Origin of the sequence: Nocardia sp. NPDC005998 (genome assembly GCF_040614395.1) — a bacterium.
Lineage (GTDB): Bacteria > Actinomycetota > Actinomycetes > Mycobacteriales > Mycobacteriaceae > Nocardia.
On record NZ_JBEXUI010000017.1, the window covers coordinates 163,805 to 176,620 of the forward strand.

Genomic DNA, 12,816 nt, shown 5'->3' on the forward strand with positions numbered 1-12,816 from the left:
CCGTTGACCCGGTGTTCGGACTGCAAAGGGGCACACCAAATGCACATGACAACCCCCATCGCTCGATTGGACGTGGAGCAGGCCGAAGCAAGGATCGCCTGGGTTGCCCAGGCTCGATGCAAGGAAGTAGACCCTGATCAACTGTTCGTGCGTGGCGCGGCGCAGCGCAAGGCGGCGACGATCTGCAGGCACTGCCCGGTGCTGATGCAGTGTGGGGCCGATGCGCTCGACAATCGAGTCGAGTTCGGCGTGTGGGGTGGAATGACCGAACGGCAGCGTCGTGCGTTGCTCAAGCAGCACCCGGAGGTGACGTCCTGGGCGGACTTTTTCCAGGCTCAGCGTCAGCATCAAGTAGCAATCTAACCCTGGAAAATGGAACCGAGCCCGCGCTTGCGGGCTCGGTTCCGTTAGTGGGTCTATATCAATCCAGCATCAGAATGCTACGGTGGCCCAAGCGATTTCGGCTCGGACGTCACGATCAGGCGGTTACCTCGACCGTATGCGCATCGGTGAGCTGAACACCCACCGCGCGCAGTGCCTCCAGATCGGAGACCTCGAAGGGCAGCGCGGTCACCGAGGCGATCGGCACCCGCGGATGCGCGCCGGTGAACCGGTGCAGCAGATGCTGTTCGCGCTTGGCGGTGGCGACCCGCTGCGCGTGGATGCGCAGCACCGCGGCGGTGAGCGGATCGGATTCGGCCAGCTGATCGGCGGTGGTCAGCGCGTGATCGGCGGGCAATGCGCTGAGCACCGGATGGGTTCGATTCAGTACCAATCCGGCCAGCGGCATGCGTTCGGTCGAGAGGCGGTCGACGAAGAACGACGCCTCGCGCAGTGCGTCCGGTTCGGCCGCCGCGACCACCAGGAAGTGTGTGCTCGGCTTGGACAGCATCGCGTAGGTCCGGTCCGCGCGATCCTGAAAGCCGCCGAACAGCGATTCCAGCGACTGCAGGAAGTTCGACGCGTCCTTGAGCATCTGCCCGCCGACAATGGTCGACACAGCGCGCACGGCCAGGCTCATCGCACCGGTAACCAATCGGGTGACACCGCGACCGGGGGCCATGATGACCCGGATCATCCTGCCGTTCAAGAAGTTCCCAAGGCGCTTGGGCGCGTCGAGGAAATCCAGTGCGTTGCGGGACGGGGGAGTATCGACCACGATGAGGTCCCACTCCTTGCGCGCGGCCAGCTGGCCCAGCTTTTCCATCGCCATGTACTCCTGCGTGCCGCCGAAGGAGGACGCGACCGTCTGATAGAAGGGGTTGGCGAAAATCTGCTCCGCCTTCTCCGGACTGGTGTGCTCGAGCACCATATCGTCGAAGGTGCGACGCATATTGAGCATCATCGCGTGTAGTTCGCCCTTGGCCTCGGGGCCGAGTGCCACCCGCTGCGGGCTATTGTCCAGATCGGCGACACCGAGTGACTGGGCCAGTCGCCGTGCGGGATCGATGGTGAGCACCACGACCTTGCGGCCCTGTTCCGCCGCGCGCAGTCCGATGGCGGCAGCAGTGGTCGTCTTGCCCACGCCGCCGGAGCCACAGCAGACCACCACCCGCGCAGTGGGATCGTCGATGATCCGCGAAATATCCAGTGGCGCTGCCACATTCGGGCTGCTCATCGGACCCCCTGCTTACTCAGATGTTCGGCCAGTTCATATAGGCCGCCCAGATCCATGCCGTCGGCGAGTGCGGGCAGATATATCCGCGCCACATCCACCTTCGCGAGTTCGGCGGCGCTATCGTCCTGTGCCTGCAGAGTGGTCGCGTGCTCGATGGTTTCGGTGATCAGACCCTGGAAGTCCTGATCCGGCAGCGAGATTCCGGCCTCGGTGAGGCCGGCGCGAATGGCGTCGCGGTCGATATCACCGCGCGCGGCCCTATTGCGCACCTCGGCCGGGAGCTGGCCCTTGGTCGTGCGGTTCACGATGACGGTGCCGATGCGTAGGTCATTGGCGGTGAGCTCGGCGACGGCGTCGGCGGTTTCCTGCACCGGCAGCGCCTCTAGCAGGGTGACCAGGTGGATCATCGTCTGATCGGAGTGCAGCAGATTCGAAACGCCCTCGGCTTGCGAGGCTATCGGCCCGCCCTTGGCCACTTCGACCATGGCCTGGGTGACATCGAGGAAGCTGGCGATCCGTCCGGTCGGCGGCGCGTCGACGACGATTTCGTCGAATACCGGCTTGCCCTGCTTATCTACCCGGACCGCGCATTCCTTGATCTTTCCGGTCAGGATGACATCGCGCAGACCGGGTGCGATCGTGGTGACGAATTCGATGGCGCCGACCCGGCGCATGGCCCGCCCGGCGAAGCCCAAGTTGTAGAACATATCGAGGTATTCGAGAAAGGCGTGCTCGATATCGAGTGCCAGCGCGACTACCTCACCGCCACCGTCCGCGGTAGCGATCCTGGTCTCGGTGGGCGGCAACGGTGGCAGATCGAAGAGCTGGGCAATGGACTGTCTGCTCTCCACCTCTACCAACAGCACCCGCCGTCCGCCCGCGGCCAGCGCGAGCGCGAGCGCCGCAGCGACCGTCGACTTGCCGGTTCCCCCTTTGCCGGAGACGTAGTGCAAGCGGGCCTTATCCGCGCGCTCCGGCCAACCCGTTTCTGGCCCCGGCTCCGCCGAAATGGGCACTGCTGTTGGTACTCCCACGATCGCGAGCCTATAACCCGTCCTCAGATCACGCCCCAGCGATATGGTTACTAGTCGGTTTTTGAGCCGCTCCGTCCCAGACAGTGAGACGTGCATGTCTCGCGGGCCGCCAACACGCCGCGCCGAAGGCGCGGCAAATCCAGCACAGATACAGTCTCGGACATGAGTGATTCGAAGGTGTGGGAATACGCCACCGTTCCGCTGCTCACGCATGCGACCAAGCAGATCCTGGACCAGTGGGGCGCCGATGGCTGGGAGCTGGTGACCGTGCTCCCGGGTCCGACCGGCGAACAGCACGTCGCCTACCTCAAGCGCCCCAAGTAAGCGAAGGGATTCGGAAATGACACAGTGGGAGAAGAATCTCGCCCAGCTCGGCCTGACCCTGCCGCCGGTGGTGGCCCCGGTCGCCGCATATATTCCGGCGATCCGGACCGGCTCGCTCGTCTACACCTCCGGGCAGCTGCCGTTCGTGGACGGGCAGCTCTCGGCGACCGGCAAGGTCGGCGCCGAGGTCTCGCTCGAGCAGGCCAAGGAGGCGGCGAAGCTCTGCGCGCTGAACGCGATCGCCGCAGTACACGATCTGGTCGGGCTCGATGCGGTGGTGCGGATCGTCAAGGTCGTCGGATTCGTCGCCTCTGCACCGGGATTCACCGATCAGCCGCAGGTCATCAATGGTGCCTCGGAGCTGCTCGGTGCGGTCTTCGGTGATGCGGGCGTGCACGCGCGCTCCGCGGTCGGCGTTGCCGAGCTGCCCCGCAACACCCCCGTCGAGGTCGAACTGATCGCGGAAGTGCGCTAGACAGGTTCGCAGGCAAGGTTTTCGATCGACTGGGGTACTCCTATGACGCTCACCCATCCCGCATACGGCCAGCTGCGCCAGGTCACGCCGACCGCGGCGGTCGTACTCGCGGACAATCCGGGCCAGATGACGCTGGAGGGCACCAACACCTGGCTGTTGCGCGCCCCGGGGCAATCGGAGTATGTGGTCGTCGATCCGGGACCGAAGGATACGGCGCACAGCGAGACCATCGCCCGCGCCACCGACGGCAATATCGCGCTCACCCTGATCACCCATCGGCATCACGACCACACCGGCGGCATCGACCGGCTGGTCCAGCTGACGGGTACTCCGGTGCGGGCCAGGACCGCCGACTTCCTGCACGGCGCCGACGCACCGCTGCTCGACGGCGAGGTGATCGAGGCGGCCGGTCTCCGGATCACCGTCCTCGACACCCCTGGCCACACCAAGGATTCGGTGAGCTTCGTCCTCGACGACGCGGTGCTGACCGGTGACACCATCCTCGGCTCCGGCACCACCGTGCTGGATTCCAGCGACGGCACCCTCGCCGACTACCTGGCATCGCTGGACAGACTGGTCGAGGTGGGCGCGGGACGTGCGTTGCTACCGGCGCACGGTCCGGATCACCCCGATCTGGAGCCGATCGCCCGGTATTACATCGCGCATCGGCAAGAGCGTCTCGACCAAGTGCGGGAGGCGCTGCGCGTCCTCGGTCCGAACGCGGGCGCGATGGCGGTGGTGCGCAAGGTCTATGCCGATGTCGACAAGCGACTGTGGCTGGCCGCGCGCAGTTCGGTAGAGGCGCAGCTCGAGTATCTGCGCGCCGAGTAGAACTAGGCGTCGGGAGAACACAACAGCACGCTGAGTTCAGTGGAGCGCTGAACTCAGCGTGCTTTCGTATTTGTGCCGCGGCCTACATTCACTGCAGCACGGCAATGCGGCGGCCGGATATCCGGTCGCCAATATCGGTCGAGCGTCAGCGCGCGCGGCGGGCCAGGCGCTCGGAGTCGGAGATCAGCACGCTCTTGCCCTCCAGGCGCAGCCAGCCGCGATGCGCGAAGTCGGCGAGCGCCTTGTTCACGGTCTCGCGGGAGGCGCCGACCAGTTGGGCGATCTCCTCCTGGGTGAGGTCGTGGGTGACCCGCAGCGCACCGGCCTCCTGGGTACCGAACCGCTGTGCGAGCTGCAGCAATGCCTTGGCGACCCGGCCGGGAACATCGGTGAAGATCAGGTCGGCAAGGTTGTTGTTGGTGCGGCGCAAACGGCGGGCGAGGACGCGGAGCAACTGCTCGGCGATCTCGGGCCGCTGGTCGATCCAGGACTTGAGTGCGTCACGGTCCATGGTGACCGCGCGCACCTCGGTCACGGTGGTCGCGGTCGAGGTACGCGGACCCGGGTCGAAGATCGACAGCTCACCGAACATGTCCGACGGGCCCATGATGGTCAGCAGGTTCTCCCTGCCGTCCGGGGAACGCCGTCCGATCTTCACCTTGCCCGAGGTGATGATGTACAACCGGTCGCCTGGCTCGCCCTCGTTGAAGATGACATGTCCGCGCGGAAAATCCACGGGCTGCAGTTGTTTGGCTAGAGCCGCCACCGCGGTGGGCTCTACGCCTTGGAAGATGCCTGCTCTGGCGAGGGCCTCGTCCACGAATGTGCTCCTTATGGGAAATGGCTCTGTCCTGGACCGAAGCGAATCGGCCAACAGCGCAGTCTACGCGGCATCAGAGCAGCGTAGTGACAGACACCACGTAACGAGTGGATTGCGCGCCGTGCCAGGTACCGGTTGGTAGGGCTTTCAGCTGGCGCGTGCGACGTCCAGTTCTTCGCCACGGGACCGGCGCCTGCGCATCCGTGCCACCGCGGCGGGCAGTCCGAGCTTCGTCAGCTCCTTCACTTCGGCGTTGCTTGCCTTGTCCAGGTACTGCTGAACCTCTTCGTCGGGTTCGAGAAGTTTGCGGAGCCGATTCTCGACCCGCTCCATGCCCAGTGCAAACAGCATCAGCACCACTGGGAAGAGCACCACAGCGAGTCCTTGCATGACGAGCAGTAAACACGGTCTAGGTCTCAGATGGAACACGGCAAGAGATCTAGGAGGGCACCGTTGTCGCGTGGTTCCGTATGGTGGACGGGTGCGTGTCTCCCCCTCCACAGCCGCCGTCAGCGGGCCTTCCCCTGCCGCCGAGGCGACCGATGCGCAACCCGCCGCGGTCCCCGTTCCGAAACGCAAATCCCGAGCGCGACAAGCGGAAACCCAACTGGGCCTGACCCGAAGAGCCCGCCGGATGGACCGTGCGCTCGCGGTGGCTTTTCCGAACGCGCACTGTGAACTCGACTTCACCACTCCGCTCGAATTGGCGGTCGCCACAATCCTTTCCGCGCAGTGCACAGATGAACGGGTGAATCTGACCACACCCGCACTATTCGCCAAGTACCGCGATGCCCGCGCCTACGCCGAGGCGAACCGCGCTGAGCTGGAGGAATACATCCGGCCGACCGGCTTCTTCCGCAATAAGACCAGTTCCCTGATCGGGCTCGGACAGGCACTGGTCGAACGTCACGACGGTGAATTGCCTCACACCCTCGAGGAATTGGTGCAGTTGCCCGGCATCGGCCGCAAAACTGCCAACGTCATCCTCGGCAACGCCTTCGGGGTGCCCGGCATCACAGTCGACACCCATTTCGGCCGATTGGTGCGCCGCTGGGCATGGACCACCGAGGAAGATCCGGTGAAGGTCGAGCACGCCATCGGTGAGCTGATCGAGCGCAAGGAATGGACGATGCTGTCCCATCGCGTGATTTTCCACGGGCGCCGGGTCTGTCATGCCCGCAAACCCGCATGCGGTGCCTGCATTCTGGCCAAGGACTGCCCGTCGTTCGGGGCCGGGCCGACCGATCCGGAGGCCGCGGCCAAGCTGGTGAAGGGTCCGGAGGCGGAGCATCTGCTCGAGCTGGTGGGCCGGTGAGACGGATACCTGTCTGGGCGCGCTTGGCGCTGGCAGGGTTGATCATCGTGGTGGCTTCGGCGGTCGCACTGTGGCCGCGCAATGGCGACGACACCGCGGCGGGCAGCGACCATCTGGCGAATTCCGGGACAACGGCCGCACTCACCGCTCGCAGTGCCGCCGGACTTACCCAATGTCCAGTGCCAGCGGCGGATGCGGTGGGGCACGGGCCGCTTGCCGGACTCGGCCTCGGCTGTCTGGCCGACGGAAAGCCGGTCGATCTGGCGGCCGCGCTTGCGGGTAAGCCGGCACTGCTGAACCTGTGGGCGTACTGGTGTGGACCGTGCGCCAAAGAGTTGCCGGATGTCCAGGAGTACGCGCGACGCGCCGGAAACGCGATTACCGTGCTGACCGTGCACAGCGATCCTGATGAGGCGAGGGCGCTCGCGTTGCTGACCGATTTGCGGGTGACATTGCCCGGCGTGCTCGATCCGCGCGCCAAGGTCCGCACCGCGGTGGGCGCGCCCGCGGTGCTACCGGTATCGGTGCTATTGCGTGCCGATGGTTCGGTCGCCGAGGTGGTCGTGCGCGCCTTCACCGGCGTCGACGATATCGCCGATACGGTCGCGAACAAGCTGGGAGTTGCGGCATGACCGAGATCCCCACGCCCGACAGCATCCCGAAGTGGCTGCGCCGGGCGGCGGACCCGAATACCGACGCCACCGACACGTTGACCTTGGCACGCGCGTTGCGGCGGGCGATGATCGTCAACAGCACGCCACGGCAGGCGGCCGTCCTCGTGCTGTTCAGCGGCTCGCCCGAACCGGATCCCGACGCCCCCGGCGGCCTGCCCGCCGACGCGGATGTGCTGCTCACCCAGCGCGCGTCGACCATGCGCCAGCACCGCGGTCAGGTCGCCTTTCCGGGCGGTGCCGTCGATCCCGGCGACTCCGGACCGATCGACACCGCGCTGCGCGAGGCCTGTGAAGAGACCGGGCTGGCGCGCGATGGCGTAGAACCCTTCGCCGTGCTGCCGAAACTGTTTGTGCCCCCGTCCCGCTTCGATGTGACCCCGGTGGTGGCCTACTGGCACACCCCGCGGGCGGTCCAGGTGGTCAATCAGACCGAGACCGAACGGGTCGTGCGGGTGCCGCTGGCCGACCTGCTGGAACCGGCGAACCGCTTCATGGTGCGCGGCAGCCTCGGCTATCAGAGCGCGGCTTTCCAGGTCGACGGCATGCTGGTGTGGGGGCTGACCGGCGGCATTCTGGCCGGAATCTGCAAGGCCGCCGGGTGGGAACGGGAATGGGACCACAGCGATGTCCGTGATCTAGAGACCGCGCTTGCGGCCGTAGGGATGACGTTATGACCTCATCGGCTTGGCTCGATATCGCGGTGGTCCTGCTCGCACTGCTGGCTGCCTCCTCCGGCTGGCGGCAGGGCGCGGTGGCCTCCGCCCTGGCCTTCCTCGGCGTCGTGCTCGGCGCGGTCGCGGGCATTCTCATTGCGCCGCACATTCTGATCCACGTCAACGAGGGCAGACCGCGGGTGCTCACCGGCGTGCTGTTGATCGTGCTGCTGGTCATTGTCGGCGAGGTCGCGGGCATGGTTCTGGGCCGGGCCGCGCGCGGCGGTATGCGCCATCCGTTCACCCGCAGTGTGGACAGCGTCATCGGTGCGCTGTTGCAAGCGGTGGCGGTGCTGGTCACCGCATGGCTGCTGGCACTGCCGCTGGCCACCTCCTCGCAGCCCGCCATCGCCTCGGCCATCAATGGTTCGAAGGTGCTGGCCGACGTCAACGAGGTCTCCCCGAACTGGTTGCGCCGCCTGCCCAACGAATTCTCCAAGCTGCTCAACACTTCCGGGCTCCCGGACGTCATCGGTCCCTTCGGCCGCGCCCCGATCGCGGCCGTCGAACCCCCGGACCCGAGCGTCCTGACCAGTCCGGTGGCGGCTTCGCTACAGCAGAGCGTCCTGCGCATCCGCGGCGTCGCGCCGAGCTGCCAGCGCGCACTGGAGGGCTCCGGCTTCGTGATCGCGCCCGAGCGGATAGTGACCAACGCCCATGTGGTCGCCGGAACCACCAGCATTACGGTGGATGCCGTCGGCGGTCCGCTGAACGCTTCGGTCGTGCTGTTCGATCCCTCCAAGGACGTCGCGATCCTCGCGGTGCCGGGGCTCAACGCCCCGGTGGTCGAGCAGGCGCCGACGGCCGCGCGCTCGGGTGAGAATGCCATCGTGCTCGGCTATCCGGGTGGCGGCCGGTATACCGCCAGCGCGGCTCGCATCCGCGAAACACTGGACCTGACCGGACCGACGATCTACCGCAACGGCACCGTCGAACGCGAGGTCTACACGGTCCGCGGACAGGTGCGCGCGGGCAATTCCGGTGGGCCGCTGGTGGATACCGATGGCCGCGCGCTCGGCATCGTATTCGGTGCCGCGGTGACCGACGACGACACCGGATACGTCCTGACACTGGCCGAGGTCCGGCCGCAACTCGATGCCGCGACGGCCTCGGTCATGGCGGTGGATACCGGTGCGTGCGTCCTGAGCTGATCGACGACGGACACAGGGGTGCGACCACCCCTGTGTCCGTGCGATCGGCCCCTGGGATCGGTGTCAGCCGAGCAACTTGGCCAGCTCGGCGGTGACCGCGTCCGGATTCTCCTGGTGGGCAAAGTGGCCCGCACCCGGGATCACGACTTGCCGCCGCTGTGGTGACCAGCGTCGGCCGGCCTGGAAGGTTGCCGGTAGCAGGTAGCCGTCGAGTTCACCGCGCATCGCGAGAACCGGGATGCGGATCGGCTGGCGCATGGTGGCCATGAAGCGGCGCCCGTCCGGACGCCACTGGCTGCGGAAGGCCCAGCGCTGATATTCCAGGGCACAGTGCGCCGCGCCCGGGATCTGGATGGCCGAGCGCATCCGGTTGGCTGTATCGATGAATTCGGCGCTGTCCGACCAGTTTCGGCTCACCCGCTGGCGCAGCAGCCGCTCGACCTCGAAGCCACTGCCGGTGGTGAGCAGATGTTCGCCGTACCGGGGCAGCTGATAGCGCAGGAAATTGGGCAGCCAGGCCCGGCGCTGACGCCGATCCCGCAGCACCGCGCTCTTGAGCGCGACCGGATGCGGGGAACTCACCAGCGCGATCGAGCGCACCAGCCGCGGGTGCAGCACCGCGGTCGTCCAGCAGACCAATCCGCCGTCGGCATGGCCGACCAGTGTGGCCTCGGAGTAGCCCATGGCGCGGATGAGTCCGGCGATATCGCCCGCCAGCGTCCAGCCGTCATAGCCGCGCGGCGGTTTATCGCTGTCGCCGTAGCCGCGCAGATCCACCGCGACCGCGTGGTAGCCCAGATCGGCGAGTCCGGTCAGCTGATGTCGCCAGGACCACCAGAGGTCGGCGAATCCGTGCAGCAGCACGACCAGCGGTGCATCCCTGCGGTCCGGCGCCGCCTCGACAACGTGGAAGCGAATGCCGTTGGCATGCACGTCCCGATGCGTCCACGGTCCGTCGTAACGGACGCTGGACGGATCGGGAAACGAGTTCGACGACACGCCGATCGAGCCTAGTGTGGTGGCTGCCTCGCCGCCTAGTCGGCGCAGCCGGACCCGGCCGCGCCGCGCGTTCTACTTCGTCGGCTGCTCGAGTGCGAGGTGTTCCTCATGCGAGCCGAACCCACTCGGCAGCACGCTGCGCGCCTGCTTGAGCGAATCGATCGTCTTCTCCGGTGCCCGCAGTTTCTTGACCCGCAGATAGCCGAGCAGTGCGAGCACCAGCGTCGCGACGATCATCAACAGGAACACGATCAGGAACGCCGCCCAGCGCGCCAGCCACACATCGAGCAGCTCGCCGAGGAAGAAGAAAAAGAAGAAGGTGCTGAACAGCAGGACGGTCAGCGCGAGGATGAAGTAGACGCTGCCCTGCAGGCCCTTCTTGATCTCACCGGTCACCTCGGCCTTGGCCAGTTCGACCTCGGCGCGCACCAGCGTCGACATCTGTTCGGTGGCATCACGGACCAGGGTGCCGAAGCTCGCCGATCCGACGGGATCGGTATCCGAGAGGGGAATCGAGGTGACAGTGCGGCCGCGACGCGACTCGTCCCCGTTACCGCCGTTTGTGAAACTCACTTGGTCGACCCTTCTCCCTGTCCCGGCACTGTATCGGCCTCGCTCTCTCGTTCTATCGCACGCGCATCCCGCCGCGCCTGGTGGACACGCCCACGCCGCAACAGTAGCGCCGAACCCGCGAGCGACGCCGTCATTGATGTCACCAACACCGCGGCCTTCGCCAATTCGACGGCCGAGCCATCGCCTACGTCCGCCAGCGCGAGTTCTGCCACCAAGAGGCTAACGGTGAAGCCGATCGCGCCGAGCACCGAGAGGGCGAACATGTCTCGGTAGCCCAGACTCGCCGGACGCTTGGCGATGCCCAATCGGATTGCCACCCAGCTGATCCCGAAGATGCCGAGGGTCTTGCCCAGCAGTAATCCGAGAATGATGGCCAGCGCCAGCCGGTCGCTGACCAGCTGCTGGAAGACCTTGCCGTCCAACGGAACTCCGGAGGCGAACAGGGCGAACAGCGGTACGCACAGTCCGGCCGAGATCGGCTGGATCAGGTGTTCGAGCCGCGTTGCCGGAGCCTGCGCCTCACCCGGGTCCTTGCGCACCCTGGTCAGCAGGCCGAGCGCGACACCGGCCAGGGTCGGATGGATGCCCGCCTCGTGCAGCGCGTACCAGGAGACCAGTGCCAGCGGCAGATACACCAGGGGCGTGGAGATCCGCTTGCGCTGGGCCAGCGCCCAGCCCGCGAAACAGGCCGCCGCGGCCAGCAGCCACAGCGCCGACAGCGTCGTGGTGAACAGCACCGCAATCAGGATGATGGCGATCAGATCGTCGACCACCGCCAGACTGAGCAGGAACACCCGCGCACTCGCCGGAATCCTGGAACCGGTCATGGCGAGCACGGCCAGTGCGAAGGCGATATCGGTCGCCACCGGAATGGCCCAGCCCCGGTCCATACCCTCGACGCCGAATCCGACCGTCAGCGCGATCAGTGCCGGAGTGACCACGCCACCGACCGCGGCGATGATCGGCAGCGCGGCCCGCTTGGGATCGGCGAGTTCACCGACCACCAGCTCGCGTTTGAGCTCCAGCCCCGCGACGAAGAAGAAGACCGCCAGCAGACCGTCCTTGGTCCACTCCGCGACGGTGAGGTTCAGATGCAGTGCCCTGATGGGCAGGACGGTTTCGGTGAGGGTGACGTAGCTGGCGCCCCATGGCGAGTTCACCCACAGCAACGCGGCCGCGGCCGCGATCAGAAGTATTGCACCACCAACGGTTTCGGTGCGTAGGTAGCGCGTGAGCTCCGAGCGCACTTGGGTGATCACGGGAAACCTTCCGGCAGGGTGGGCGTGGCTGCGGACGCGCAAGCCAACCGATTCGGCTTTCAGCTACACGACCGCATGCCGACCAGGCTTCCCGGCACACCTTACGCAATTCTAACGGGTACGGCCGGTGACGAAGTCCGTCACCGGCCGTACGATGTGCCGTTTTCGGTGCGCCGACTCAGGCGCGACTGGCCCGAATCGCCTCGAAGACGTTCGGATCGACCAGCGTCGAGGTATCGCCCAGTTCGCGGCCCTCCGCGACATCACGCAGCAGTCGCCGCATGATCTTGCCGCTGCGGGTCTTGGGCAGCTCCGGCACCACGTGGATCTCCCGCGGCCGCGCGATCGGGCTGATCTCCCGCGACACCTCCGCCTTCAGTTCGTCGACCAGGGCGTCGCCGGTGTCCTTGGCCTCGGCGGTGAGGATGACGAATGCGACGATGCCCTGTCCGGTGGTGACGTCGCTGGCACCGACGACCGCGGCTTCGGCGACCCCGGAGTGGCCGACGAGCGCGGACTCCACCTCGGCGGTGGAGATGCGGTGACCCGAGACGTTCATCACATCATCGACGCGGCCCAGCACCCACAGATCGCCGTCGGCGTCGAGCTTGGCGCCGTCACCGGCGAAGTACCAGCCCCGTTCGGCGTAGCGCTCCCAGTAGGTGGCCCGGTAGCGCTCCATATCGCCCCAGATGCCGCGCAGCATCGACGGCCACGGCTGATCGAGCACCAGGTAGCCATTGGCCTCGGTCTCGCCGAGCTGGACCGCCCTGCCCTCCTCGTCGACGACCTTGGCCGAGATACCGGGCAGCGGTGTCATCGCGGCGCCCGGCTTCGCGGCGGTGACGCCAGGCAGCGGGGAGATCATGATCGAACCGGTCTCGGTCTGCCACCAGGTGTCCACAATGGGTGCGGTGCTCGCGCCGATCTCCTCCCGGTACCAGCGCCAGGCCTCCGGATTGATCGGCTCGCCGACGCTGCCGAGCAGCCGGATGCTGGACAGATCGTGGGCGCCGGGAATCTCCTTGCC

16 protein-coding genes are annotated in these 12,816 nt (G+C 66.6%); 8 read left to right on the top strand and 8 right to left on the bottom strand.

Translation table 11 applies throughout. From position 1 onward, the window contains the following. Positions 1-39 precede the first annotated feature (39 nt). On the top strand, positions 40-363 hold the full coding sequence (locus ABZ293_RS23180; protein WP_330251089.1) for a WhiB family transcriptional regulator: 324 nt from the start codon (positions 40-42) through the stop codon (positions 361-363). A gap of 115 nt (positions 364-478) precedes the next feature. On the opposite strand, the gene ABZ293_RS23185 is transcribed toward ABZ293_RS23180, so the two are convergent. Both ABZ293_RS23185 and ABZ293_RS23190 read right to left on the bottom strand, forming a co-directional pair. Continuing rightward, positions 479-1,618 (bottom strand): ArsA family ATPase, encoded by a 1,140-nt coding sequence (locus tag ABZ293_RS23185; RefSeq protein WP_355183681.1) that lies wholly within the window; start codon positions 1,616-1,618, stop codon positions 479-481. Beyond that, positions 1,615-2,634: an ArsA-related P-loop ATPase gene (locus tag ABZ293_RS23190; RefSeq protein WP_355183718.1), complete on the bottom strand. Its 1,020-nt coding sequence runs from the start codon at positions 2,632-2,634 to the stop codon at positions 1,615-1,617. The genes ABZ293_RS23185 and ABZ293_RS23190 overlap by 4 nt, the downstream gene beginning before the upstream one ends. Before the next feature lie 180 nt (positions 2,635-2,814). Here ABZ293_RS23190 and ABZ293_RS23195 point away from each other — a divergent pair, with 180 nt between their 5' ends. From ABZ293_RS23195 to ABZ293_RS23205, 3 genes are read left to right on the top strand one after another with little or no spacing between them, the layout of a single operon-like run. Continuing rightward, positions 2,815-2,976, top strand: a complete 162-nt coding sequence (locus tag ABZ293_RS23195; RefSeq protein WP_085998464.1) for a DUF4177 domain-containing protein — start codon at positions 2,815-2,817, stop codon at positions 2,974-2,976. A gap of 16 nt (positions 2,977-2,992) precedes the next feature. Then, positions 2,993-3,451, top strand: a complete 459-nt coding sequence (locus ABZ293_RS23200; protein WP_355183684.1) for a RidA family protein — start codon at positions 2,993-2,995, stop codon at positions 3,449-3,451. A 42-nt stretch (positions 3,452-3,493) separates the two neighbouring features. Next, entirely contained in the window at positions 3,494-4,282 is a 789-nt protein-coding gene (locus ABZ293_RS23205) for an MBL fold metallo-hydrolase (RefSeq protein ID WP_355183686.1), read from the top strand. Between the two features lie 145 nt (positions 4,283-4,427). Here ABZ293_RS23205 and ABZ293_RS23210 read toward each other — a convergent pair whose 3' ends face one another. Both ABZ293_RS23210 and ABZ293_RS23215 read right to left on the bottom strand, forming a co-directional pair. Then, positions 4,428-5,102: a Crp/Fnr family transcriptional regulator gene (locus ABZ293_RS23210; protein WP_011206875.1), complete on the bottom strand. Its 675-nt coding sequence runs from the start codon at positions 5,100-5,102 to the stop codon at positions 4,428-4,430. Positions 5,103-5,249: 147 nt separating this feature from the next. Continuing rightward, positions 5,250-5,492, bottom strand: coding sequence for a hypothetical protein (locus ABZ293_RS23215; RefSeq protein WP_040686056.1), 243 nt, complete (start codon positions 5,490-5,492; stop codon positions 5,250-5,252). Positions 5,493-5,709: 217 nt separating this feature from the next. Between ABZ293_RS23215 and nth the strand changes: the two genes are divergently transcribed. From nth to ABZ293_RS23235, 4 genes are read left to right on the top strand one after another with little or no spacing between them, the layout of a single operon-like run. Further along, complete coding sequence (gene nth, locus ABZ293_RS23220) at positions 5,710-6,417, top strand: endonuclease III (RefSeq protein ID WP_354960410.1); 708 nt, start codon at positions 5,710-5,712, stop codon at positions 6,415-6,417. Between the two features lie 5 nt (positions 6,418-6,422). Next, positions 6,423-7,049 (top strand): TlpA disulfide reductase family protein, encoded by a 627-nt coding sequence (locus tag ABZ293_RS23225; protein WP_355183719.1) that lies wholly within the window; start codon positions 6,423-6,425, stop codon positions 7,047-7,049. Continuing rightward, on the top strand, positions 7,046-7,765 hold the full coding sequence (locus ABZ293_RS23230) for a CoA pyrophosphatase (protein WP_354960407.1): 720 nt from the start codon (positions 7,046-7,048) through the stop codon (positions 7,763-7,765). The genes ABZ293_RS23225 and ABZ293_RS23230 overlap by 4 nt, the downstream gene beginning before the upstream one ends. Continuing rightward, a complete protein-coding gene (locus ABZ293_RS23235) occupies positions 7,762-8,955 on the top strand; it encodes a MarP family serine protease (protein ID WP_355183688.1) in 1,194 nt (397 codons plus the stop codon). Before ABZ293_RS23230 ends, ABZ293_RS23235 begins: the two co-directional genes overlap by 4 nt. A gap of 63 nt (positions 8,956-9,018) precedes the next feature. Here ABZ293_RS23235 and ABZ293_RS23240 read toward each other — a convergent pair whose 3' ends face one another. The 4 genes from ABZ293_RS23240 to ABZ293_RS23255 all read right to left on the bottom strand — a co-directional run. Beyond that, positions 9,019-9,954: an alpha/beta hydrolase gene (locus tag ABZ293_RS23240; protein ID WP_355183690.1), complete on the bottom strand. Its 936-nt coding sequence runs from the start codon at positions 9,952-9,954 to the stop codon at positions 9,019-9,021. A 72-nt stretch (positions 9,955-10,026) separates the two neighbouring features. After that, on the bottom strand, positions 10,027-10,527 hold the full coding sequence (locus ABZ293_RS23245) for a phage holin family protein (RefSeq protein ID WP_355183692.1): 501 nt from the start codon (positions 10,525-10,527) through the stop codon (positions 10,027-10,029). Next, positions 10,524-11,783, bottom strand: a complete 1,260-nt coding sequence (gene nhaA, locus ABZ293_RS23250; RefSeq protein WP_355183721.1) for a Na+/H+ antiporter NhaA — start codon at positions 11,781-11,783, stop codon at positions 10,524-10,526. Before nhaA ends, ABZ293_RS23245 begins: the two co-directional genes overlap by 4 nt. A 181-nt stretch (positions 11,784-11,964) precedes the next feature. Further along, on the bottom strand, positions 11,965-12,816 hold an 852-nt coding region (locus tag ABZ293_RS23255; protein WP_355183694.1), incomplete at its 5' end, for an AMP-binding protein.

What these genes read in the sequence shown, in the direction of transcription:
- ABZ293_RS23205 (WP_355183686.1), top strand. Translation starts at nt 3,494, where the DNA reads ATGACGCTCACCCATCCCGCATACGGCCAGCTGCGCCAGGTCACGCCG.
- ABZ293_RS23200 (WP_355183684.1), top strand. Translation starts at nt 2,993, where the DNA reads ATGACACAGTGGGAGAAGAATCTCGCCCAGCTCGGCCTGACCCTGCCG.
- ABZ293_RS23185 (WP_355183681.1), bottom strand. Translation starts at nt 1,618, where the DNA reads ATGAGCAGCCCGAATGTGGCAGCGCCACTGGATATTTCGCGGATCATC.
- ABZ293_RS23195 (WP_085998464.1), top strand. Translation starts at nt 2,815, where the DNA reads ATGAGTGATTCGAAGGTGTGGGAATACGCCACCGTTCCGCTGCTCACG.
- ABZ293_RS23180 (WP_330251089.1), top strand. Translation starts at nt 40, where the DNA reads ATGCACATGACAACCCCCATCGCTCGATTGGACGTGGAGCAGGCCGAA.
- ABZ293_RS23235 (WP_355183688.1), top strand. Translation starts at nt 7,762, where the DNA reads ATGACCTCATCGGCTTGGCTCGATATCGCGGTGGTCCTGCTCGCACTG.
- ABZ293_RS23230 (WP_354960407.1), top strand. Translation starts at nt 7,046, where the DNA reads ATGACCGAGATCCCCACGCCCGACAGCATCCCGAAGTGGCTGCGCCGG.
- ABZ293_RS23215 (WP_040686056.1), bottom strand. Translation starts at nt 5,492, where the DNA reads ATGCAAGGACTCGCTGTGGTGCTCTTCCCAGTGGTGCTGATGCTGTTT.